The organism is Telmatospirillum siberiense (assembly GCF_002845745.1).
GTDB lineage: Bacteria > Pseudomonadota > Alphaproteobacteria > Rhodospirillales > Magnetospirillaceae > Telmatospirillum > Telmatospirillum siberiense.
Genome location: NZ_PIUM01000054.1, coordinates 1 through 21,297 on the forward strand (window position 1 = coordinate 1; position 21,297 = coordinate 21,297).

Sequence of the window (21,297 nt, forward strand, 5' to 3'; positions counted from 1 at the left end):
CTCGGCCATGCGGCGGTGGGCTGCGCGCAGGCGGCGGCGAGCGGGGGAGATTGCGCATCGGGGGCGGCGGCCTCGGGACTGTCGGCGACGGCGACGCCGGTAAGCGTGGGGTTGGGCTTTAGCAGTGGGCTGGCGCTCTCCAGCGCTATCGGTGGCGCGGCGTCGAGCGTCACCGGCGGAACCTTCTCCCAGGGGGCGATTAACGGCGCATACGGGTATCTGTATAATAGCGTGGGTGCGGCTGCGACCAGTAGTGTGCAAGATGCCGGTCCGACTGTACCTGGGTCTGACCAGACACAATCTTTAGCTGGTAATGTAGCCAGTGATGCTGCTGGGCTGTCGGAAGGATTTATGTCGGCTGAGCAGAATCAAAATAACAATGATACAGGGAAAATCCAGATTGCAGGCACAGATGGTACGCCAGGAAACAATCAAGCCCAAAATGCGCAAGTTTCTGCTATTGTAAGAATTCTGCGGCTAACTCCGGATCAGCGTCAGTTGTTGCATCAGGAGATATCTGGGCAGAATTACAGTTATAAAGAGATATTGCAAACAGCAAAAGACATGTTTGGAAAATAATGTTGTGTATGGTGGTGATGCGATGAATGCGCTGGATGTATTTTTCCCATTAAGTGGATGTATCGTTTGGTCGCCTCAGATAGTGCATGGCAGCATTATAAATATGCAGTTTGGCGAGCCGCATCTGCTGATCCGGGAGCCTGTGGTGCCATCTCCGCAAAATTCGCGAAAGGTGAAGCTTAATCTCAGCAGACGACGTGTTTTTGTCGTTGGTCAATGGCAATTTTGTATTCAAGATGCAGAATGGGAAATTTCCACCGATAATTACAGTGCAAATAACAATGAAAAAAATATAGAGAATGTTAATCAATGCCTCGGAGAGCTTGCTGGTCAAATACTTTTGTCAGTTTATCACGATGCTGAGGGAAATTATATGGCGTTTAATTTTGATATGAGGGGGGTTATTCGTGTGTTTTTTTCAGAAAATGCGTCAGATGATGCCGATTTTTGGACTTTATCTATTTGGAATGGAAATATAATTTCTTATAGAAAGGATGGCGTCCACATTTTTAAGCGAGAGAATTTTTCTGAATAGAATTGTGACGACAGGGATTTCTCTAATTCATCGTAGGTTACTGCCGTCCCTGACAATCTCGTGGTGTCGGCGAAGGACTCGATCCCCGACGTCAGCGGGCTTTTGAAGGCGGGCGGAATTACGGTGACAGTGCACTAATTTTCTCTGGCCGACCGACTCTGCGGTGACGGACAGCTATTACGCGGAATCGAATACCAGCAAGAGCGGCGGCTTCATGAACAGCTCGAAGAGCCGTTCAGAAAGCCAGACGGTGAGCAACCGCGGCACGTCGGTGACGGCCGGGGGCAGTGTGACGCTGACAGCGGGGACGGATCTGACCCTGCAGGCGGCGCAGGTGACGGCGGGCGGAGATCTGTCGTTGAGCGCCGGCGGCACGCTGTCGCTGCTGTCGGCGACGGACAGCAGCTATCTGTCGCAGACCAGTTCGAAAAGCTCTGCGGCGTGGCAGTCGGCGTCGGACAAGGGGCACAATGACACGACGGTGGTGATGACGGGGCTGCAGGCGGGCGGCAACCTGTCGGTCAACGCCGCCAAGGTCGTGGCGGATTACAAGAGCACGGGGGATCTTCAGGCCAGCCTGACGGCGCTGGCGGCGGATCCGAAGACGGCGTGGGTGGCGCAACTGGCGACCAAGGACGCGGTGACCTGGCAGGCGGTGCAGGAAGCGCACAAGAAGTGGGACCACGAAAGCCAGGGTCTGTCGGCGGCGGCCTCGGCGATCATCGCCATCGTGGTGGCGGCGGTGACGGCGGGAACGGGACTTGCCGCCATGGTGGCGGAAGAGGCCGCGTCCATCGGTCTGGTCGCGGCCGGCAGCGATGCGGCGCTGGCGGTGGGGGCTGCGGGTGCGGCGGGCTTCTCGACGCTGGCGACGCAGGCAACGACCAGCCTGATCAACAATCAGGGTGATTTGGGCAAGACGTTGCAGGAACTTGGCTCGCTGGACACGGTGAAGAATATCGCCATTTCCATGGCCAGCGCGGGGGCCTTTTCCGAGGTGGGCTCGGCGACGGATTTCCATGGAATAACCATGGACAAGGCGCTGGATGATCCGCTCAACTATGCGGCGAATGTCGCCGGTCATGCGACGGTGGGCTGTGCCATGGGGGCTGCGAGCGGCGGGTCATGCGGAGCCGGAGCGGCCTCGGCGGCGGTGTCCGCCGCCGCGACGCCCGCCTACGGCAACGCCGGCCTGACCGCCGGCACCGCAGTGTCCGCCGCCATCGGCGGGGCGACGGCGTCAATCACCGGAGGCTCCGCCGCTCAAGGCGCGGTGACAGGTGCGTTCGGGTATCTGTTTAATTGGTTGGGGCGTGGATCTGACGGAAAGTTGTGGGCCGTACAACCTACAGCCGATGAGTATGCTGCGCATTATAAGGAAGGAACTGGGGAGACAGTTTATCGGTCTGGAGATGACGTAAATCTTGCAGAATATGCACCAATACAATTTGATGTGCAAAAAGGACAAGTCTTTTCTGTTTATCCGAGTTCAGCCGCACTTGCGGCAGCACTCGTAAACTGGGAGCTCGGAACGCTGTCACCAGGAGCACTTACTGATACGTTTATATATGGAAGCTTGGGGCAAGTTACGGCTCTAGGCAGTGGATATGTTCAACTGGCACCAGATACGTTTAATTTTAATATGGAAGACGGTCGCTCATTCCGAAATTGGATGACTCAAGTCCAGCACGATACCCTTGGAGGAGGGGTGCCAGGAAAAGATTTCAGAACAATTTTTGTTGGTCAAACGAAAGCTCCATAACATGAAGATTGTCATCGTGATGATGAAGTTATTAATTGGGGTAATTGTTCTGTCATTATTGGCGTGTTCCTTATATTTTTTCATAATGGAGGGTTATGCATATATATACCGTAGCGAAGATAAGGCCCAGGAAGCCGCTGAGGCGATTTTTTATAAAATATGTAAAAACAATAATTTAGATCCCCGATCGTTCCATGGGCCTGAGCGGCCAAGCATTGAGCTTGATAAAAAGAGAGATCAATATAGCTTCATCTGGACGCGCAGGGTAAACGAGACGATTTATGTGAATGTGTCCTATCTTCCGTACGATTTTGCATCTTCCGTAAGCGAAGCCCTTGTTGAGCGAAAGAAAAGTTCCGAGTCTTTTCCTTGAATAATCAGGAAGAAATTTGTGGATGTAGTGTAATTAATTATTTTGAAATTACGGTGACAGTGCACTAATTTTCTCTGGCCGACCGACTCTGCGGTGACGGACAGCTATTACGCGGAATCGAACAGCAGCAAGAGCGGCGGCTTCATGAACAGCTCGAAAAGCCGTTCGGAAAGCCAGACGGTGAGCAACCGCGGCGCGTCGGTGACGGCCGGGGGCGCTGTGACGCTGACGTCGGGGACGGATCTGACCCTGCAGGCGGCGCAGGTGACGGCGGGCGGGGATCTGTCGTTGAGCGCCGGTGGCACGCTGTCGCTGCTGTCGGCGACGGACAGCAGCTATCTGTCGCAAACCAGTTCGAAAAGCTCTGCGGCGTGGCAGTCGACGTCGGACAAGGGGCACAATGACACGACGGTGGTGATGACGGGGCTGCAGGCGGGGGGCAACCTGTCGGTCAGCGCGGCGAAGATCGTTGCGGATTACAAGAGCACGGGGGATCTTCAGGCCAGCCTGACGGCGCTGGCGGCGGATCCGAAGACGGCGTGGGTGGCGCAGCTGGCGACGAAAGACGCGGTGACCTGGCAGGCGGTGCAGGAAGCGCACAAGAAGTGGGATCACGAAAGCCAGGGTCTGTCGGCGGCGGCCTCGGCGATCATCGCCATCGTCCTGGCGGCGGTGACCGGTGGGGCGGGTCTCGGCGCCATGCTGGCGGAGGCGGCGGGGATGGCCGGCAGCACGGTGGCCGTGGCGGCGGCGACGGCGGGGATCTCGACGCTGGCGACGCAGGTGACGACCAGCCTGATCAACAATCAGGGGGACCTTGGCAAGACGTTCCAGCAGTTGGGCTCGCTGGACACGGTGAAGAGCATCGCCATCTCCATGGCGGCGGCGGGCGCCTTCGCGGAAGTGGGCGATCTGACCGATGGGCATTTCAGCGAGGTGAAAAACTCCGACGGGACGACCTCCTATCTGAATAATGCCAAGCAGACGCCGAGTGAGTATTTCGGCACGGCCAACTATGCCGAGAATGTTCTCGGCCATGCGGCGGTGGGCTGCGCGCAGGCGGCGGCGAGCGGGGGAGATTGCGCATCGGGGGCGGCGGCCTCGGGACTGTCGGCGACGGCGACGCCGGTAAGCGTGGGGCTGGGCTTTGGCAGCGGTCTGGCGCTTTCCAGCGCTATCGGTGGCACGGCGTCGAGCGTCACCGGCGGAACCTTCTCGCAGGGAGCGATTAACGGCGCATACGGGTATCTGTACAATGATGCGGTTACTGCCGCCCAAGCTTATGCATGGAGTCAAGGCGCAGAAGGATATGCAGCCTCGCAATCAGTAGATAAAATTACTGCAGACGTAAATAATAAAATTGCGTTAACTGTCGGATATGGAGGAGAATTAACCGTTAATGGCGCTGGCGCGGCCGTTCAAGGGGGGGGTGTATATCGTCCCGGGTCAGTCAAATATTGGATTTTACGTTACGGCCAGTCCCGCCCAAGTCGGCAATAATATTGGGGCTGGATGGGTGTATGGGGCGCAATTGACAGATTCTACGGGAAGCATATCTGGTCCTGGTTGGTCTGCTGGTGTAAGTACTATCTATGGAAGTGTTTCGGCAAGTAGCGATTTATACGGTAATATAAATGGATTGTCCTGGGGGGCTCCAGCCTACAAATTTGGATACAGTGTGGGGCCTACATATACGGCGACGGCATCCTGGAAAAATGGAGTTGAATATTGATTTTTGATAAAATAATATTTAATATTCTTCTTCTATTGTTTTTTGCGAGCATATTTTTTTCGATAAAATCATCGATTGAATTCAGTAAATTCACAAAAGAATGGGAAAGGGCGAGGGGAGTGCCGTTTTCTCCAGCGAAAAATACGGTTAATTTTCTTCTGGGCGACGTGCCGGAATCTTGTGCCGATAAAAGAAAAAAACATTTCAAATATGTTATTATGTTTTTTATTTCATCCGCGATGATGCTTATGCTGATATTTATCGGTAGATTGGCGAAACATTATATCATCAATTAAATTATGAAACTACGGTGACGATACTCTATGTCTGAGAATCCGTCGCCATGACTATTTACCTAGCCCGGATTATTCATCAGGCCGGGACGCCGCCATGATTTTGGCAGCGTGAAGCCATGGCACCAAGGGCGCTGTAGATTGGTCATGCTGGTTGAGGGGGCGGGGTTTGTCTGCGGGGCACATCGCCCCATTTTTCACGGCGGCAGCTTGACGGTTCGCGCGGCGAGCAGCGCCAGACCTTCCTGATAGGGATAGCTCGACGGCAGCGCGACCTTGATGCGGGTGACCATCTCGGTGACGCGGGCGGCGATCTTGATCAGGGCCAAGCGGATGGTGTCGAACTGAGCGTCACGCCAGAATGAGGTCTTGGGCGCGAGACCGCGCAGGGTATGGATCATCCAGTATGCGGCGGTGTGGATGAGCAGCCGGAACTGGTTGGCGGTCGCCTTTGAGCAAGATGTCCGGTCGGAAGCGAGATGGCGTTTGTGGGCCTTGATCAGGTTCTCCATCTGCCCGCGTGCGCAGTAGATTTTCTCATAGAGCGTCTTGGGCGATCCGGCGAGATTGGTCACGATGAAGCGGCTGTCTGTGCCTTGTGCCGATGCTTCGACACGGGCGATCACCTGCCGCTCAACTTTCTTCCAGCTTTTGGCGCCATATTGGAACTCGCCATATCGGCGGACCTTTTCGCCTTCGCCGTCGAGCCGTCCCATGGCGGCTTGTTCGGCCAGGTCAGTGACCCGACCCAGCAAGACCTAATTACGGTGACAGTGTACTTATCTGAGAGCCCGCAGCCATAACCATTTGTTGAGTCCGCAAGCGAGGTGGCCGCCGACGCCTTGACACTGCTGGTCAAACCGGCGTTTCCGACGCTGCTGTCGTTGCCGCCAATCTCGTGGTGTCGGCCAAGGACACGATCACCGACGTCAGCGGGCTTTTGAAGGCGGGCGGCGACGTCAGCCTGACGGCGGGCAAGGATGTCAGCATCGCCACGCGGACGGTGACGCTGAGCGGTGCCGCCGGGGACGACCGGACGGTGCGGGTCGGGCAGGGCGCGGTGACGGCGGGCGGCAACCTGACGGTCAGCGCCGGCAACGACGTGACGGTGACGGGCGCCGATCTTTCGGCCAAGGGCGGCGCGTCGGTGACGGCCGGGGGCGCCGTGACGCTGACGTCGGGGACGGATCTGACCCTGCAGGCGGCGCAGGTGACGGCGGGCGGGGATCTGTCGTTGAGCGCCGGTGGCACGCTGTCGCTGCTGTCGGCGACGGACAGCAGCTATCTGTCGCAGACCAGTTCGAAAAGCTCTGCGGCGTGGCAGTCGACGTCGGACAAGGGACATTCGACATACTGGCTCATGGCTGCTCTCCTCTGATGGCTTTTTCTCCAGGGGCGAGTACATCTCGACTCCGTTGCCTCTTGGAGTGCATCCGCTCACCGATTACGCCCCGTATCAGGGGAAACCATGCCGTTCGATCCCTGGCGCTTGGAACTTGACGAGTGTCACCCATCACGTTATAGGTGACGCTATGGAATTTCGGCATAAGGGCTTGCGGCGATTATTTGAGGAAGGCGATACACGTGGTGTGTCCAGCCAGCCAATCCCCAAGCTTCGCCGAATTCTTGGCGCCCTGCAGAGTGCACGGAAACCGGAAGATATGGATCTTCCTGGATTCAAGCTGCACCCGCTTTACCATGATCGGGACGGCCAGTGGGCGGTGACAGTGACGGGCAATTGGCGGGTGGTCTTTTTCTTCACGGACGGCGAACCGACTGACATAGATTTGGTCGATTACCATTGAGGCTGATTATGAAGATGTTTAACCCTCCGCACCCCGGCGAGATTGTCCGCGAGGAATGTCTGGCGCCACTCGGTCTGTCGGTGACGTCCGCCGCCGCCGCATTGGGCGTGTCGCGAAAGGCTCTCTCGGAATTGCTCAATGGCCATGCCGGCATCTCGCCGGAAATGGCCATTCGTCTCACCAAAGCTTTTGGCGGCAGTCCGGAAACCTGGCTGGGCATGCAGATGCACTACGATCTGTGGCAGGTTGAACAACGAGCCGGGGCGATCCAGGTGGCGCGCTTGGCGCCGCCGCCAGCGGCGTAAAACGGGTTAGCGTTCCCCGCGCCGGAAGGGCTGCATCAGCGCCTGCGGCACCCGTGCCCGCCGGGCCATGACCAGCAGCGCGGCGATGGACATCAGATAGGGGATCATCAGGAACAACTGATAGGGAACGGCCTTGCCGACGACCTGCTGGAGACGAAGCTGGTAGGCGTCGAACAGCGCGAACAGCAGGGCGCCGAACAGCGCCCGCTCGGGACGCCAGGAGGCGAAGACCACCAGGGCGATGGAGACCCAGCCCCGTCCCTGGACCATCGTCGGGAAGAAGCTGTTGAAGGCCGACAGCGTCAGGAAGGCGCCGCCCATGCCCATCAAGGCGCTGCCCGCCACCACCGCGCCGATGCGGATGGCGATGGGGTCGAGGCCCTGCGCCTCGGCGGCGTGGGGATTTTCGCCGACGATGCGGATGGCCAGGCCGAGCGGCGTGCGGGCCAGGACATAGGCCAGCCCCAGGGCCAGCAGGACGGCCAGATAGGTGGGCGCCGTTTGGGAAAAAACCGCCTCGCCGAGGAAGGGCAGGGCGGAGAGCACGGGAATGTGGAGGACCTGGAAGGCGACGATGGTGGGCGGCGTGCCCGAGACCGGCACGCTGAGGCGGAAGATGAAATAGGCGAGGCTGGAGGCGAACAGGGTGATGCCGAGGCCGGTCACATGCTGCGACAACCCGAGCGGCACGGTGAGCAGGGCGTGCAGCAGGCCGAAGATGCCGCCGCCGATGGCCGCCGCCAGCAAGCCGATCCACAGATCGCCGCCGTGATAGACGGTCAGCCAGCCGATCATCGCGCCGAAGGTCATGATGCCCTCGATGCCCAGATGCAGCACGCCGGCCCGCTCGGAAAGCAGCGCCCCCAGGGTGCCGAAGATCAGCGGCGTGGCAATCCGCAGGACCGCCGCCCACAGGCCGGCCGACAGGAAGATGTGAAGCATGTCCATCAGCGGCGGATCCGATAGTTGGAGAGCAGCAGGGCGACCAGCATGGTCAGCAGCGACAGCGAGACGATGACGTCGGCGATGAAACTGGGCACGCCCAGCGCCCGGCTCATGCCGTCGGCGCCGACGAACATGGTGGCGACGAACAGCGCGGTGACGATCACCCCGATGGGATGCAGGCCGGCCAGCATGGCGACGACGATGCCGGTGTAGCCGAAGGAGGGCGAAAGATCGGTGGTGACATAGCCCTTGACGCCCATCACCTCGATGGCGCCGGCCAGCCCTGCCACTCCGCCGGACAGACAGGCCACGCTGATCAGGATGCGGGTCAGCGACACGCCGGCGAAGGCCGCCGCCCGCGGATTGAGCCCGGCCGCCCGGCTTTCCAGGCCGAAGGTGGTGCGCGACTGGACGAACCAGGTGAGCATGGCCAGGCCGACGCCGATCGGCAGGCCGATATGCAGCCGCGAGCGGGCGACCAGCCTGGGCAGCATGGCGTCGGCGACAACGGGAACCGACTGCGGCCAGCCGAAAGCCAGCGGATCCTTCAACGGTCCCTCGATCATCATCGAGACGAAAAGCAGGATGACGAAATTGAGCAGAAGGGTGGTGACCACCTCGTCGACGCCGAAGCGCAGCCGCATCAGCAGCGGAACCAGCAGCAGGACGGCCCCGGCGACGGCGGCGGCCACCAGCAGGGCGGGTATCAGCGCATAGCCGGGAAGCTGCAGGCCGGCTTCCGAACCCAGCGCCGCCGCGGCCAGGGCGCCGACATAGAATTGCCCTTCGGCGCCGATGTTCCACAGGCGGGCGCGAAAGGCCACGGCGGCGGCCAGCCCGGTCAGGATCAGCGGCGTGGCGCGGGTCAGCGTCTCGGTGATCGCCAGCCGGGATCCGAAGGCGCCGATGAACAGCCGGTGGTAGGCTTCGAAAACCGGCGCCCCGGCGATAGCGATCAGAATGCCGGCCAGGGCCAGGGACAGGGCGACGGCGCCGACCGGGGCGGCCAGCGTCAGGGCGAGCGGGGTGTCGGAGCGTCGTTCAAGCCGCATCGGTCGTCTCGTTCCATAGTCCGGCCATCATCAGGCCCAGGCGGCGGGGATCGGCCTCTTCGATCGGAATGTCCGGCGACAGGCGCCCCTTGACGATGGCCTGGACCCGGTCGGCCAGTTCGAGGATCTCGTCGAGGTCCTCGGAGATCAGCAGGACGGCGGTTCCCGCCCGCCGCGCCGCCAGGATCTCGGCGTGAATGGCCACCACCGCCCCCTCGTCCAGGCCGCGCGTCGGCTGGGCGGCGATCAGGATGCGGGGCGCCGTCTCCAGGCTGCGGCCGAGAATCAGTTTTTGCATATTGCCGCCCGACAGCAGGCGGATCGGCGTGTCGGGGCCGCCGCCGCGGACGTCGAAGCGTTCGACGACCGTCCGGGCGAAGGCCCGGCCGGCGGCCCGCTTGACCAGCCCGGCGACGGAAAAGCGGCGCTCGCGGATCCGTTCGAGAACGGCGTTCTCCCAGACGGTCATTTCGGCCACCGCGCCGTTGGCGTTGCGGTCCTCGGGGACCCGGCCCACCCCGGCCGCGACGAAGCGCCGGGGTCCGGGCGCGGTGACCGCCTCGCCCAGCAGTTCGAAGCGTCCGGCGCCGGGACGGGCCAGTCCGGAAACCAGCTCGCCCAGGAAGGCCTGTCCGTTTCCCGCCACGCCGATGATGCCCAGGGTCTCACCGGCGCGGAGCGTGAAGGAGATGCCGGACAGGCGCTTGACCCCGCCGCCGACGACGTCGACCCCGTCGGCCGTCATGACCACCGGGCCGGGCGCCCGTTGATCGCGGACGGGGCGGGCGACCCGTCGGCCGATCATCAGTTCGGCCAGTTCGTCGCGGCTGGTCCCGGCGGCCGGCCGTTCGGCGACCACCTTGCCGCCGCGCAGAACGGTGACGCGATCGGCGGCGGCCAGAACCTCGTGCAGCTTGTGGGAGATGAAGATGAGCGACAGCCCCTTCGCCGCCATGCCGCGCAAGGTCCGGTAAAGCCGTTCCGCCTCCTGATGGGTGAGCACGGCGGTGGGTTCGTCGAGAATGAGGATGCGGGCGTCGCGATAGAGCGCCTTCAGGATTTCGACGCGCTGGCGTTCGCCGACGGAAAGCTCGCCCACCCGGGCGTCGGGATCGACGGTCAGTCCGAAGCGCTCGGCGATCCCGGCCAGCTTGGCGCGGGCGTGGGCGCGGTCGGAGCGCGGACGCAGGATGCTTTCGGTGCCGGCGATGACGTTCTCGAGGACGCTCAGATTGTTGGCCAGGGCGAAATGCTGATGGACCATGCCGATGCCGGCCTCGATGGCGGCGCGCGGCTGGCCGGGCGGCAAGGGGCGCCCGAAGACGCTGACCTGTCCCGAATCGGCCGTGTAATGACCGAACAGGATATTCATCAAGGTGGTCTTGCCGGCGCCGTTCTCGCCCAGCAGCGCCAGCAGTTCGCCCCGGCGCAACTCCAGCGTCACCTCGTCATTGGCCACCAGGTCGCCGAAACGCTTGGTGATTTTTTCCAGACGCAGGACGACTTCGCCGCCGGTCATTCGGGCATTCCCGCGATGGTGGCCTCGAAACGCCAGGGAAGGACGGCCTGAAGCAGGCGGGCCAGGCGCAGCAGCAGCCCGTCTCCGGACATCGGGCCGATCAGCTGCACGGACAGGGGCAGGCCGTCGGACAGGCCATGGGGAATGGACAGGGCCGGGACGCCGGCGACATTGGCCAGCGTGGCGAAGGGGGCGCATTCGGCCATGCGCCGCCAATGCAGCGCGACGTCGCCGTGGTCGGTGGGGAATGATCCCAGCTTCGGGGGCGGGCCGCTCAGCATCGGGGTGAGCAGCACGTCGATCCCGTCGAACAGCGTCCATAATCCGTTGGCCACGCGGACACCGGTCAGTTCGGCCTCCTGCAGCTCGCGCGCGGTGACGGCCATGCCTCGGCGGGCGACGGCGGCCGACAGGGGTTCGACCGCCGAGAGATCGCCCAGCAGCCGGGCCAGGTTGACGGAAATGATCCGGTCGAAGACCAGCGCGGAGTCCTCCTGCAACGACGTCAGGCGTTCGGTTGCGATGGGCTGGAGGCGATGGCCGGCCCGGGCGAACACATCGGCCGCATGCAGGACCGCCTCGCGCTGGGCCGCTCCGATGCCGGCGGCCGTTTCGGCATCGGGGCAGACGCCGATCCTGAGCGGCGACGGCGGCTGGTCCAGCCGGGCGAGGAGGGGGGCGCCGAGAGCGGGATCGGGAAAGGGGCCATGGGCCCGGCCGGCGCAGGCGTCGAGCGTGGCGGCGGTGTCGCGGAGCGAACGGCTGACGACCAGTTCGCAGGCTAGGCCGCCCAGATGGTTGCCGAAGGCCGGACCGCCGGGAGTCGCCCCGCGCGTGGGCTTGAGCCCGACCAGCCCGCAGCAGGCGGCGGGGACCCGGATCGACCCGCCGGCGTCGGTCGCATGGGCCAGGGCGACGATTCCGGCGGCCACCGCCGCCGCCGCTCCGCCCGAGGATCCGCCCGGCGTGCGGGTGGGGTCGAGGGGATTGCGGGCGATGGGGCCGATGGCCGGCTCGGCGGCCAGCGACAGGCCGAATTCGGGCACCGTGGTGACGCCGAAGGGAATCAGGCCGGCGTCGCGGAACCGCCGCGCCAGATCGGAATCGGCCGGGGCGGGGAGCGGTGGAATGGCGCGGGACGAACAGACGATGGGCAATCCTTCGGCGGCGGCGCCGAGATCCTTCATCAGGAACGGTACGCCCCGGAACGGTTCTTCCCGATCCGCTCCGGCGTCGCAGGCGGCGGCATGCCGCCGTCCCAATTCGGCGGCCAGATGCCGGATGGCGCCCAGGGGGCGGCAGTCCCCGGCTCGCGCCAGCGCCGCCTCCATCGTCGCCGCCGCCGTCGTGCGGCCGGACCTGATCGCCGCGGCGAGGGCAAGGCCGTCGGGAGGTTCGTTCATGATGTCCTTAACCCCGTGGGCGGAGTGGCGTTCACTCATCTCAACTTTTGTCGTTTTATCAAAGCGTTATCCGCCATTGATGTAATTGGGGCATCGGTGTTCCGGCGTGAGCCGGAAGGGGGCCGCCTGTGGGCGCTCGGAGAAACCCTCGCCCGCTTTGCGGGAGAGGGTGGCCGCTTTAGCGGCCGGGTGAGGGGCGCGTGTCCACGCGACATTAAAGACTCGTTTGTTCCCGCACACTTTTTCCGCGCTCCCGCGCGTAAGCCCCCTCTCCCGCAAAGCGGGCGAGGGGAGATTTTTCCTGTCCTGGCGCCCCCATAGGTTCTGAAGGATTTCTCCTCCACGGAAAAATCAAGATGGCCCCTTCCTCAGACTATTTGGGTTCGCCGGCGTCGACCGGGACGGTGAAGGCGCCGGAACGGATGGCGGCGCGCTTGGCCTCCATCGGCGCGATCGAATCGGCCAGCACCAGCGACTTGGCATAGACGATGTCGTTGCCGCCCTGTTTCATGAAGCTGAAGGGGCTGTAGTCCTTGCCGGTCTTCACGCCCGCCTTGATGTCGGCGATCACCGCGTCGAGGCTGGGGCGGAAATACCACATGGCGTTGGCGAACACCGTGTTGGGATAGCGCGGCGTGTAGTCGAGCAGGGAGCCGATCGACTTGACGCCCTTTTCCTTGGCGGCGTCGGCGGTGCCGATGCGTTCGCCGAACAGGATGTCGGCGCCGGCGTCGATCTGGGCCAGGCCGGATTCACGGGCCTTCGGTGGATCGAAGAAGGTGCCGATGAAGCCGATGAGGAATTTCGCCTCCGGCCGGGCGTCGCGCACGCCGGCCCGAAAGGCGTTGATCAGGATATTGACCTCGGGGATCGGAATGGCGCCGACGGTGCCGAAGATGCCCGTTTTGCTGAGCGGCGCCGCCAGCATGCCGGCGAGATAGGCCGCCTCGTGGTTCCAGGTGCCGAACTTGCCGAAATTGTCGCCGGCCGGCTTGCCGCTCGATCCCATCAGGAAGGTGGTGGCCGGATAGTCCGCCGCCACCTGGCGCGCCGCCGTCTCGACCGCGTAGGATTCGCCGACGATCAGCTTGCAGCCCTGCTCGGCATATTCGCGCATGGCCCGCGGATAGTCGGTGGCCGAGACGCTTTCGGAGAAGACATAGTCGATGGCGCCATCCTTGGCGGCCGCCTGCAGGGCCTCATGCAGGCGCGAGTTCCAGGCGTTCTCGACGGGAGAGGCGTGGATGCCCGCCACCTTCAGTTTCGTCTGGGCGAAAACGCCCGGCGCGGCGAGCGTCAAGCCGCCGACCGCCGAAGTCATGAGAAATGTCCGTCGTGAAAGTTCGTAAGCCATGAGCCGATGATCCCCCTTCGGAAAGCCTGCCGCGCGGGCTGTTCCGGCACCGCGCGATTTCTTGACCAACTGGTCAAACCTGATCGTTTGCCTAATAAATTGTCAAGGTTAAAAAATAGGCAATTACCGTTGGTTGCATTGCCTCAGAGAGCACCCGGCGGCGGCGCGTAGCTTGCCGGATCGAGCCGGTCGGGGCGGCCGTCGAGCATCAGTTCGCTGACCCGCGGAGCGGATCGGGCGATCACTTTTCCCTGCCGGACGACGGCCAGGCGGGTGGCTTTCAGGCGGATCGCCTCGATGGGATCGCGGGCCTGCAGGACGACCAGATCGGCGCGGCGGCCGACCTCGATGCCGTAGCCTTCCAATCCCAGCACCCTGGCGGAATTGACGGTGATGGCCTCGAAGGTGGAGCGCATACCGGCGAGCGAGGTCATCTGTCCGACATGGACCGCCATGTGGGCGACCTCCAGCATGTCGGCGGACCCCATGGAATACCAGGGGTCCATCACGCAGTCGTGGCCGAAGGCGACAGTGACGCCCCCCGCCATCAGCTCGGGCACGCGGGTCATGCCGCGCCGCTTCGGATAGCTGTCGTGGCGGCCCTGCAGGGTGATGTTGATCAGGGGATTGGGAATGGCGTGGACGCCGGCCTCGGCGATCAGCGGGATCAGTTTGGAGACGTAATAATTGTCCATGGAATGCATGGAGGTGAGATGGGATCCGGCGACGCGGCCCTGCAGGCCGTGGCGGATCGTCTCGGCGGCCAGGGTCTCGATGTGGCGCGACAGCGGATCGTCGCTCTCGTCGCAATGCATGTCGACCGGCAGGCCACGGTCGGCGGCGATCCGGCACAGCCGTTCGATCGACAGGGCGCCGTCGGCCATGGTCCGTTCGAAATGGGGAATGCCGCCGACGACGTCGACGCCCATGGCGAGCGCGCGCTCAAGCCGCTCGGCGATCCCCGGGCCGCGCAGATAGCCGTCCTGGGGAAAGGCGACGAGCTGAAGATCGATGTAGGGCCGGACCTTTTCCTTCACATGCAGCAGGGCTTCGACGGTCAGCAGCCGGGGATCGCTGACATCGACATGGCTGCGAATGGCCAGCAGCCCTTGCGCCACCGCCAGGTCGCAATAACGCAGCGCCCGGTCGACCAGCGCCTCCCTGGTGAGCTGCGGTTTCAATTCCCCCCAAAGGGCGATTCCCTCAAGCAGGGTTCCCGATCGGTTCAGTCTGGGCAGGCCCAGGGACAGCGTCGAATCCATGTGGAAATGCGCATCGACGAAGGGCGGCGAGACCAGGCGCCCGGTGGCGTCGATCGCGTCTCCCGCCTCGCCGGCCAGGTTCGGTTCGACGGCCGCGATCCGTCCGCCGGAGATGCCGATGTCGATATCGGTCCGGCCGTCGGGAAGATTGGCATGGCGCAGGATCAGATCGAACATGGCGGGACTCCGGGAATGCTGGGGAAGATATCGGGGTGGCATGATGCTGCTCACGACGCCAAGAATCCACCATCTGTACACAAGACGTGGCCGACCACATAGGACGCCTGAGCCGAGGCGAGCCAGAGCACGGCCTCGGCCACCTCCTGCGGCCGGCCGAGGCGGCGCAGGGGAAGGGCTCCGGCGACCGAGGCCAGCGGGATCCCCGAGGCCCGCATCATGTCGGTCTCCACCCGTCCCGGGGCGACGGCGTTGATGCGGATCCCGTTGGGCGCGCATTCCATCGCGGTCGAGCGGACCAGCGAAATCACCGCCGCCTTGGAGGCCGAATAAAGGGCGAGGCCGGGATTGGGATTGCGCAGCCCGCTGACCGAGGCGTTGACGACGATGGCACCGCCGCCGGCCGCCAGCATGGGCGGAATCTGGTGGCGCAGGCAGAGGAAGACGGAACGGACATTGGCATCGAATACCGCGTCATAGACGGCCGGATCCTGCTTTTCGAGCGGGGCGCGCCTTTCCTGAAACCCGGCGTTGTCGAAGGCGACGTCGAGACGTCCGAACCGCGTCAGCGTTCCTTCGACCATCCGCGCCACCTCGTCTTCCCGCGTCACGTCGGTTTTGATGAATAACGATTGGGCGCCGGCGTCGCGGCATTCCCGGGCGGCGGCCTCGCCTTCGGTGGCCCGGCGCCCGGCGATGACCACGGCGAGGGCGCCCTCCTCGGCCATGCGGAGCGCGGCGGCGCGGCCGATGCCGCTGCCGCCGCCGGTCACCAGGCAGACGCGGCCGGCCATACGGGGAGGAAACGGGGAGGTGGTGCAGGGGGACGCGGACATATCGGGATCCTTTCATTTCCGGGAAACGATGGTCCCAATCTGGCGTCGATGCCGTTTTCGCTATTGGCCGAAATTGCCGCCCTCGGGGCGCCCCAGCTCCGCCCGCCCCAGCTCCGCCCGGACGAACTGGCGGGGCGTGAAGCCATAGGCTCGTTTGAAGTGGGTGGTCAGCGCCGCCTGATCGTAAAAGCCGGCCATCACGGCGGCCTGCGCGATCGGTACGCCGGCCCGCAGATGCCGCATCGCCGCGCCGAGACGGATTTGCGTCAGATAGGCGTGCGGGGTGATGCCTGCGACGCGCTTGAACAATCCGATGAGCTGGAAGCAGGTCAGTCCCTCCGTCCGTCCCAGGTCCTCCAGGGTCGGAGATTCGGTGTGGCGCTGCCGCATGACATCGCTCACCCGTTGGAAAAGCCGCCGATCCCCGGGGGGCAGGGGCATGCGCCTGCCCGCGGCGCTGTGACGGGCGATCAACCCGCCGAGGCCGGCGGACAGCAGCTCGCTTTCCCGCAAGGCGTCATTGTCCCGGTCGTGGGCATGGTGCAAGGCAAGGAAGACGGCGATGAGATCGGGGTCGGTGAAGAGGTTGGAGGTGAAATAGGGCGTCGCCGCCAGTCCCAGCCGGGCCGTGAGGCCGGCGATGGCCCTTTCGTCGAGATAGAAGGAGCGATAGCGCCAGCGGGGGCTTCGCGCCATGCGGCCGGAATGGGGCTCGTCGGGATTGAAGACCAGCAGGCGGGCGGCCGTGGCCTCCTCGGTGCGGCCCCGGCTGTTGAATTCCGATCCGCCCGCCTCGGTCATGGCGATGACGAAGGCGTCGTGGCTGTGCGGCGCGTAATCGTGGCCGGTGAAATCGGCCTCGAGCAGGGCGAGCCCCGGGATGCGGACATCCCGCCAATAACGGACGCGGTTCAGCGGATCGGTTCTTGCCAAGATGCCTCCCGATGACATTAGGGCGTGTGGACATTTGGTTCTCTTCGTCCTCTTGATGGTTCCGGTGCGCTCTGGCTTTTGATGAACCACCAAGGCACCAAGACACCAAGGTGGCGTGGAGTGCACCGGCATTTTCCCGTCCCGTCATCGGCTGTCCGCCGAATGCCTGCGGCGCAGATCGGCCGCCGCCGACTGATCCGAAAGACGCCTTGGTGTCTTGGTGCCTTGGTGGTTCAAAATATCCGGGGCTTCTTTCATGCCATTGGGGAACCAGAGGCAACCGGAGAAGTCTTAAGGCGCCCCATCAAGGGGGCATGGCCGTCATGAATGTCCACGCGCCCCAGGGCCTGGGACGGAATTACCGAACCAGGGCACCGCGCCGGCGGCCGCCCGCAGGGTCTCGTCTTCGGAAGCGTAAATCGCGGCCGAATAGTAGCGTACCGGCGTCCATGCTCCGGCGTCCTCGGGATCCCTGCGAAACTCCTCGAAGCCGAAGGTGCCGTCGGGGCGGCGAAAGAGGTCGACGCATCGATTCCCCTCGTGGTTCTCGATGCTGCTGAAAACGACCCAGGACTTGTCGATCCGCTTGGACATGGGCTATCCCTCCCGCTGGCCGGAGCAGTCTACCGAAGCGGCCGCCGCTCGGATAGGATGACGGACAACGCCCGTATGGACCGGCGAGTTTCCCCGCAAACGGGGATGCTTCCGGAAATGGAGAAAAGCTCAAGTGTCGAAAATGAATGGCATCGCCATCGTCGTTGGAACCTTTCACAAGGCCGAAACCGAGCGGATGCTCGCCACGGCCGTTGCCTCGATCAAGGAACGCGGCCTGGAATTGCGGGCCGTGGTGAAGGTGCCCGGCTCCTATGAAAAACCGCTGGCGGTGAAACGGCTGCTGCTGCGCGACGATGTCGCGGCGGTTGTCGTGCTGGGCATCATCGAGCGGGGTGAAACCGCGCATGGCCTGGTCATGGGCCAGTCGGTGAGCGATGCCCTGATCCAATTGCAACTGGAATTCATGAAGCCGATCGGCATCGGCATCATCGGGCCGGAGGTGCATCCCTCGCAGATCCCGCCACGGCTCCATCCCCACGCCGACGCCGCCGTCGCGGCGGTGGAGGTGATGCTGCGCGGGGCCGTCGAGGAATAGCGCGGGCAAGCCACGGCGGACGGATGTCCGCCGCCCGGCAAGAATTTAAACCAGGGCAAGCGGGTTCACCCGATTGCCCTGCGAGGAATAGCGCGGGGCATTGCCTCCTGGCCTCCAATGGACTAAGCCACTGCCCGTGAGATCAGCGTGGCCCTCGCGCGTCGCATCTTTTGGGCGGCGCGTGAAGGCCCCGGGAAACGAGGAGAAGCCGATGATCCTTCACTCCGGACAGCCGAGGCAACTGGTGATTTGCGCCGACGATTACGCCATTTCGCCGGCGGTCAGCGCGGGCATTCGCGAGTTGGCGGTGGCGGGAAGGCTGTCGGCCACCGGCGTGATGAGCTGCATGCCGGCCTGGGCCGACGAGGCGCCGGCGCTACGCCCATTGGGCGCGGCCATCGCCGTCGGCCTGCATGTGACCCTGACCGACCAGCGGCCGCTGGGGGCCATGCCGCGCCTGGCTCCGGATGGCCGCCTGCCGGGCATCGGACGGCTGTTCAAGTTGAGCTTCGGTTTCGGATTGCCGAAGGAAGAGGTCGCGGCGGAACTGGAGCGCCAGCTCGATGCCTTCGAGGCGAATTTCGGACGCTCCCCCGATTTCATCGACGGCCATCAGCATGTGCATCTGCTGCCCGGCGTCCGCCAGGCGATCCTGGCGCTGTTCGAGCGGCGGCTGGATGCCCGGCATGTCTGGCTGCGCGACTGCACCGACCGGCCTTCGGCCATCCTGAAGCGCGGCGGCGCCTTCAAGGCCGGGGTGATCGCGGCCGTCGGACGTCCCCTGTCCAAGGCGGCGCGGGCCAGGAAGATCGCCATGAATCGCGGGTTCTCCGGGTTCTACGACATTCGCCGCCAATCCCTGGGCGCCGTGTTGGAGGGCATGCTCGCCGACGCCGGGGACGGCCATCTGCTGATGGTCCATCCCGGCCACGTCGATGAGGCCCTGCGGGCCTGCGACAGCCTGACCGATCCCCGGCAGAGCGAATGGGAGACCCTGATGGCGCCCGATCTGCCTGGGCGACTGGCCGCTCAGGGGTTCGCCATCGCCTCCGGCGACGCCTGCCCGTAGGAGATCGCATACATCAGGTCGATATGCTCGCCGACGGTGCGCGCCGGTATCTTCGGAGTCTCTCCGGCCGGCAGGAAGGCGTCGAGGCAGGAGACCAGGGCGTCGTAGTCCGGATCGATGAACAGCGGCACCGAATAGCGATGGCGCCCGGGGTCGGCGTTGCGCACCCGATGGGCGTTGGAGTGATAGGCGCCGTTGGTCCAGACCGGCATCATGTCGCCGATATTGACCACATAGGCGCCGGGCAGGGGATTGGCGTATAGCCATTCGCCGTTTTTGTCGCGGACCTCCAGCCCGCCCGTCTCGTCCTGCAGGAGCAGGGTGACGGCCCCCCAGTCGGTATGGGTGCCGCAGCCGATCTGGTTGTCGACGACGGCGCCGGGTTGCGGGGGGTAATGGATCAGCCGCAGGGTGGCCATCGGATCGACCAGGATCGGTTCGAAATGATCCTCGGGCAGTCCGGCCACGCTGGCGAAGATCGCCATCAGGGAGCGTCCCACGGTATAGACCCGGGAGAAGTAATCCTCGCAGAAGGCGCGGAACCCGGGCAGATGCTCCTCGGCCGGCCAGAGATTGGGACCGTAATTGGCCAAGCCCCGCTTGACGTAAGGGTGATCGTCGGGCTGGTCGAGCCCCAGCAGCAGCGATTCCTTGATGTCCGGCGGGGCGGCGGCGTCCAGGCTTTGCAGGCCGAAGGGTTCGTATCCGCGCCGCCGCCAATCGACCAGCAGGGTGCGCTTGATCGCATCGTCAAGGGCGAAGAACCGGGCCGTCTGCTCCAGCATGCCCGCCATGGCGGCGGCGGGAATGCCATGGCCGGTCAGATAGAAGAAGCCGATGGTCCGGCAGATGCGATCGAATTCGCGGGCGACGGCGGCCTTGTCGCGGCCGTTTCGCCAGTCGGTGATGTCGAGCACGGGGGTAAGACCCCGTTTCGGGGCGTGGTAATCGACCATGATGCACTCCGTTTCGCGCGGTGCAAAAGTCCTTCTCCCCTCAGGGAAGCGGCAGGTCCTTGACGAACTTCAACGTGTAGCCCCGCTTGTAATCGACGGCGGCGGGCAGAAGATTGTTTTGCACCATGACGTCATCGGTCTGTTTCCATCGTGCGTCGGTCATCGCGCCGATTCCCGATTTGGCCGCGTCGCCGCCGGTGACCAGGCCGAATTTTTTGATCTGCTCGACGCCGAAGGCCAACTGCTCGTCGGTCATCTTCGGGTTGTCTTTTTTGATCAGGGCGTTGCCCGGAGCCGGATCGGCCAGATAGCTTTTCCAGCCCTCGGCCGAGGCCTTGACGAAGCGGGCCAGCGCGTCGGATTTGCCGTCGATGGTTTTCTGCAGCGTCACCAGCGTGGTGGCGTAGGGCGGATAGCCGTCATCGGCCATCAGCAGCGCCGTCGGCGTCACGCCGCCCTGCATCATGGCGAAGGGTTCGGAAGTGACATATCCCTGCTGGGCCGAGGTCTTGTCGGCCAGAAAGGGGGCGACGCTGAAGGCGTAGGGCTTTTTCTGCGCATCGGTATAGCCGTATTTCGCTTTCAGCCAGGGCCAGAAGGTGACGTCCGAGGCGCTGGCCAGATAGATGGGCTTTCCCTTCAGGTCGGCGTAGGTCTTGACGTCGGGATGGGCGAGGATGGCTTGCGGATCCTTCTGGAAGAAGCCGGCGATGGTCACCGCGGGAACGCCCTGTTCGAGCGCCTTCAGCGTCTGGAAGTCGTAGCCCATCCAGATATCGATCAGGCCGCCGGCCAGCAACTGGATGCCGTTGATCTGCGGGCCGCCCATCTTGATGGTCACGTCGAGGCCGTATTTCTTGTAAATGCCGGTGGCCAGTGCCTGATAGAACCCGCCATGCTCGGCCTCGGCGAACCAGTTGCTGCCGAGGACGACGGCCTCATCCGCCCGCGCCTGGATGGGGTGTGCGGCGAGAAGGGCCATGCCGGCCAGGGCGGGGGCGATGCGACGTGTCAGAAAGGTCCAGGGATTGATCATTCGTGCTGTCTCCAACGCTGGACAGGGCGATGCCCAGCTCTCGGGTTCATCGGCAGGTGCCACTCAACAGACCATGATTCTGTCAATCGGGCCGCGATGGGCGTCGATTGGAGCAATGTCCCGCGGGCCTTCGTGAAGCTCCGCTAACCGCTTCTACTCGGGATGCTCAAGAAGCAACGCTCATGCCAATTGTGGTTTCGTCGACAGGGAGGGGGGGATTG

Annotated in this window: 21 protein-coding genes and 1 pseudogene; 10 read left to right on the forward strand and 12 right to left on the reverse strand. The window is 63.6% G+C overall.

Annotation, left to right across the window (positions count from 1 at the left end; translation table 11 throughout):
• The 5 genes from CWS72_RS27995 to CWS72_RS28690 form a co-directional block, all read left to right on the forward strand.
• On the forward strand, positions 1-579 hold a 579-nt coding region (locus CWS72_RS27995), incomplete at its 5' end, for a hypothetical protein (protein ID WP_420824089.1).
• Positions 580-601: 22 nt separating this feature from the next.
• Complete coding sequence (locus tag CWS72_RS27575) at positions 602-1,114, forward strand: hypothetical protein (RefSeq protein ID WP_146002895.1); 513 nt, start codon at positions 602-604, stop codon at positions 1,112-1,114.
• Positions 1,115-1,277: 163 nt separating this feature from the next.
• A complete protein-coding gene (locus CWS72_RS26270) occupies positions 1,278-2,876 on the forward strand; it encodes a DUF637 domain-containing protein (protein WP_101253632.1) in 1,599 nt (532 codons plus the stop codon).
• Between the two features lies 1 nt (position 2,877).
• Entirely contained in the window at positions 2,878-3,249 is a 372-nt protein-coding gene (locus CWS72_RS26275) for a hypothetical protein (RefSeq protein WP_101253633.1), read from the forward strand.
• Between the two features lie 93 nt (positions 3,250-3,342).
• Positions 3,343-4,749, forward strand: a complete 1,407-nt coding sequence (locus CWS72_RS28690) for a DUF637 domain-containing protein (RefSeq protein WP_101253634.1) — start codon at positions 3,343-3,345, stop codon at positions 4,747-4,749.
• A 722-nt stretch (positions 4,750-5,471) separates the two neighbouring features.
• On the opposite strand, the pseudogene CWS72_RS26285 reads toward CWS72_RS28690, so the two are convergent.
• A pseudogene (locus CWS72_RS26285) lies at positions 5,472-5,966 on the reverse strand (transposase); the annotation flags it as partial.
• Between the two features lie 209 nt (positions 5,967-6,175).
• On the opposite strand from CWS72_RS26285, the gene CWS72_RS26290 reads away from it, so the two are divergent.
• From CWS72_RS26290 to CWS72_RS26300, 3 genes are all read left to right on the forward strand, one after another.
• Positions 6,176-6,652, forward strand: coding sequence for a hemagglutinin repeat-containing protein (locus CWS72_RS26290; protein WP_158240834.1), 477 nt, complete (start codon positions 6,176-6,178; stop codon positions 6,650-6,652).
• Between the two features lie 154 nt (positions 6,653-6,806).
• The gene (locus CWS72_RS26295) at positions 6,807-7,079 is read left to right on the forward strand and encodes a type II toxin-antitoxin system RelE/ParE family toxin (protein WP_101253637.1); all 273 of its coding nucleotides are present in this window, start codon (positions 6,807-6,809) and stop codon (positions 7,077-7,079) included.
• 8 nt (positions 7,080-7,087) lie between these two features.
• Complete coding sequence (locus CWS72_RS26300) at positions 7,088-7,384, forward strand: HigA family addiction module antitoxin (RefSeq protein WP_101253638.1); 297 nt, start codon at positions 7,088-7,090, stop codon at positions 7,382-7,384.
• A 6-nt stretch (positions 7,385-7,390) separates the two neighbouring features.
• Here CWS72_RS26300 and CWS72_RS26305 read toward each other — a convergent pair whose 3' ends face one another.
• From CWS72_RS26305 to CWS72_RS26345, 9 genes are all read right to left on the reverse strand, one after another.
• Positions 7,391-8,332, reverse strand: coding sequence for an ABC transporter permease (locus tag CWS72_RS26305; protein WP_101253639.1), 942 nt, complete (start codon positions 8,330-8,332; stop codon positions 7,391-7,393).
• A complete protein-coding gene (locus CWS72_RS26310) occupies positions 8,332-9,381 on the reverse strand; it encodes an ABC transporter permease (protein WP_101253640.1) in 1,050 nt (349 codons plus the stop codon). The genes CWS72_RS26305 and CWS72_RS26310 overlap by 1 nt, the downstream gene beginning before the upstream one ends.
• The gene (locus CWS72_RS26315; protein ID WP_101253641.1) at positions 9,371-10,900 is read right to left on the reverse strand and encodes an ABC transporter ATP-binding protein; all 1,530 of its coding nucleotides are present in this window, start codon (positions 10,898-10,900) and stop codon (positions 9,371-9,373) included. Before CWS72_RS26315 ends, CWS72_RS26310 begins: the two co-directional genes overlap by 11 nt.
• Entirely contained in the window at positions 10,897-12,303 is a 1,407-nt protein-coding gene (locus CWS72_RS26320) for an amidase (RefSeq protein WP_101253649.1), read from the reverse strand. Before CWS72_RS26320 ends, CWS72_RS26315 begins: the two co-directional genes overlap by 4 nt.
• Before the next feature lie 373 nt (positions 12,304-12,676).
• Positions 12,677-13,624 (reverse strand): BMP family protein, encoded by a 948-nt coding sequence (locus CWS72_RS26325; protein ID WP_199176004.1) that lies wholly within the window; start codon positions 13,622-13,624, stop codon positions 12,677-12,679.
• A gap of 176 nt (positions 13,625-13,800) precedes the next feature.
• Positions 13,801-15,096 carry an amidohydrolase family protein gene (locus CWS72_RS26330; protein WP_101253642.1) on the reverse strand — a complete coding sequence of 432 codons (1,296 nt, stop codon included), beginning with the start codon at positions 15,094-15,096 and terminating at the stop codon, positions 13,801-13,803.
• A 50-nt stretch (positions 15,097-15,146) separates the two neighbouring features.
• On the reverse strand, positions 15,147-15,932 hold the full coding sequence (locus tag CWS72_RS26335) for an SDR family NAD(P)-dependent oxidoreductase (RefSeq protein WP_241911901.1): 786 nt from the start codon (positions 15,930-15,932) through the stop codon (positions 15,147-15,149).
• A 60-nt stretch (positions 15,933-15,992) separates the two neighbouring features.
• The gene (locus CWS72_RS26340) at positions 15,993-16,865 is read right to left on the reverse strand and encodes an AraC family transcriptional regulator (RefSeq protein ID WP_101253651.1); all 873 of its coding nucleotides are present in this window, start codon (positions 16,863-16,865) and stop codon (positions 15,993-15,995) included.
• Positions 16,866-17,186: 321 nt separating this feature from the next.
• Positions 17,187-17,459 (reverse strand): hypothetical protein, encoded by a 273-nt coding sequence (locus CWS72_RS26345; protein WP_101253644.1) that lies wholly within the window; start codon positions 17,457-17,459, stop codon positions 17,187-17,189.
• A gap of 142 nt (positions 17,460-17,601) precedes the next feature.
• Between CWS72_RS26345 and CWS72_RS26350 the strand changes: the two genes are divergently transcribed.
• Complete coding sequence (locus CWS72_RS26350) at positions 17,602-18,015, forward strand: 6,7-dimethyl-8-ribityllumazine synthase (protein ID WP_101253645.1); 414 nt, start codon at positions 17,602-17,604, stop codon at positions 18,013-18,015.
• 211 nt (positions 18,016-18,226) lie between these two features.
• The gene (locus CWS72_RS26355) at positions 18,227-19,084 is read left to right on the forward strand and encodes a ChbG/HpnK family deacetylase (RefSeq protein ID WP_146002896.1); all 858 of its coding nucleotides are present in this window, start codon (positions 18,227-18,229) and stop codon (positions 19,082-19,084) included.
• On the opposite strand, the gene CWS72_RS26360 is transcribed toward CWS72_RS26355, so the two are convergent.
• Together CWS72_RS26360 and CWS72_RS26365 are read right to left on the reverse strand one after the other, a co-directional pair.
• On the reverse strand, positions 19,045-20,040 hold the full coding sequence (locus tag CWS72_RS26360; protein ID WP_101253647.1) for an isopenicillin N synthase family dioxygenase: 996 nt from the start codon (positions 20,038-20,040) through the stop codon (positions 19,045-19,047). The genes CWS72_RS26355 and CWS72_RS26360 overlap by 40 nt on opposite strands.
• 40 nt (positions 20,041-20,080) lie before the next feature.
• Positions 20,081-21,076: an ABC transporter substrate-binding protein gene (locus tag CWS72_RS26365; protein ID WP_101253648.1), complete on the reverse strand. Its 996-nt coding sequence runs from the start codon at positions 21,074-21,076 to the stop codon at positions 20,081-20,083.
• Positions 21,077-21,297 lie beyond the last annotated feature (221 nt).

Coding starts and splice junctions, on each gene's coding strand:
- CWS72_RS26275 (WP_101253633.1), top strand. CDS start 2,878: ATGAAGATTGTCATCGTGATGATGAAGTTATTAATTGGGGTAATTGTT.
- CWS72_RS26300 (WP_101253638.1), top strand. CDS start 7,088: ATGAAGATGTTTAACCCTCCGCACCCCGGCGAGATTGTCCGCGAGGAA.
- CWS72_RS26330 (WP_101253642.1), bottom strand. CDS start 15,096: ATGTTCGATCTGATCCTGCGCCATGCCAATCTTCCCGACGGCCGGACC.
- CWS72_RS26320 (WP_101253649.1), bottom strand. CDS start 12,303: ATGAACGAACCTCCCGACGGCCTTGCCCTCGCCGCGGCGATCAGGTCC.
- CWS72_RS26365 (WP_101253648.1), bottom strand. CDS start 21,076: ATGATCAATCCCTGGACCTTTCTGACACGTCGCATCGCCCCCGCCCTG.
- CWS72_RS26305 (WP_101253639.1), bottom strand. CDS start 8,332: ATGGACATGCTTCACATCTTCCTGTCGGCCGGCCTGTGGGCGGCGGTC.
- CWS72_RS26310 (WP_101253640.1), bottom strand. CDS start 9,381: ATGCGGCTTGAACGACGCTCCGACACCCCGCTCGCCCTGACGCTGGCC.
- CWS72_RS26355 (WP_146002896.1), top strand. CDS start 18,227: ATGATCCTTCACTCCGGACAGCCGAGGCAACTGGTGATTTGCGCCGAC.
- CWS72_RS26335 (WP_241911901.1), bottom strand. CDS start 15,932: ATGTCCGCGTCCCCCTGCACCACCTCCCCGTTTCCTCCCCGTATGGCC.
- CWS72_RS26360 (WP_101253647.1), bottom strand. CDS start 20,040: ATGGTCGATTACCACGCCCCGAAACGGGGTCTTACCCCCGTGCTCGAC.
- CWS72_RS26350 (WP_101253645.1), top strand. CDS start 17,602: ATGAATGGCATCGCCATCGTCGTTGGAACCTTTCACAAGGCCGAAACC.
- CWS72_RS26315 (WP_101253641.1), bottom strand. CDS start 10,900: ATGACCGGCGGCGAAGTCGTCCTGCGTCTGGAAAAAATCACCAAGCGT.
- CWS72_RS26345 (WP_101253644.1), bottom strand. CDS start 17,459: ATGTCCAAGCGGATCGACAAGTCCTGGGTCGTTTTCAGCAGCATCGAG.
- CWS72_RS26295 (WP_101253637.1), top strand. CDS start 6,807: ATGGAATTTCGGCATAAGGGCTTGCGGCGATTATTTGAGGAAGGCGAT.
- CWS72_RS27575 (WP_146002895.1), top strand. CDS start 602: ATGAATGCGCTGGATGTATTTTTCCCATTAAGTGGATGTATCGTTTGG.
- CWS72_RS26325 (WP_199176004.1), bottom strand. CDS start 13,624: ATGACTTCGGCGGTCGGCGGCTTGACGCTCGCCGCGCCGGGCGTTTTC.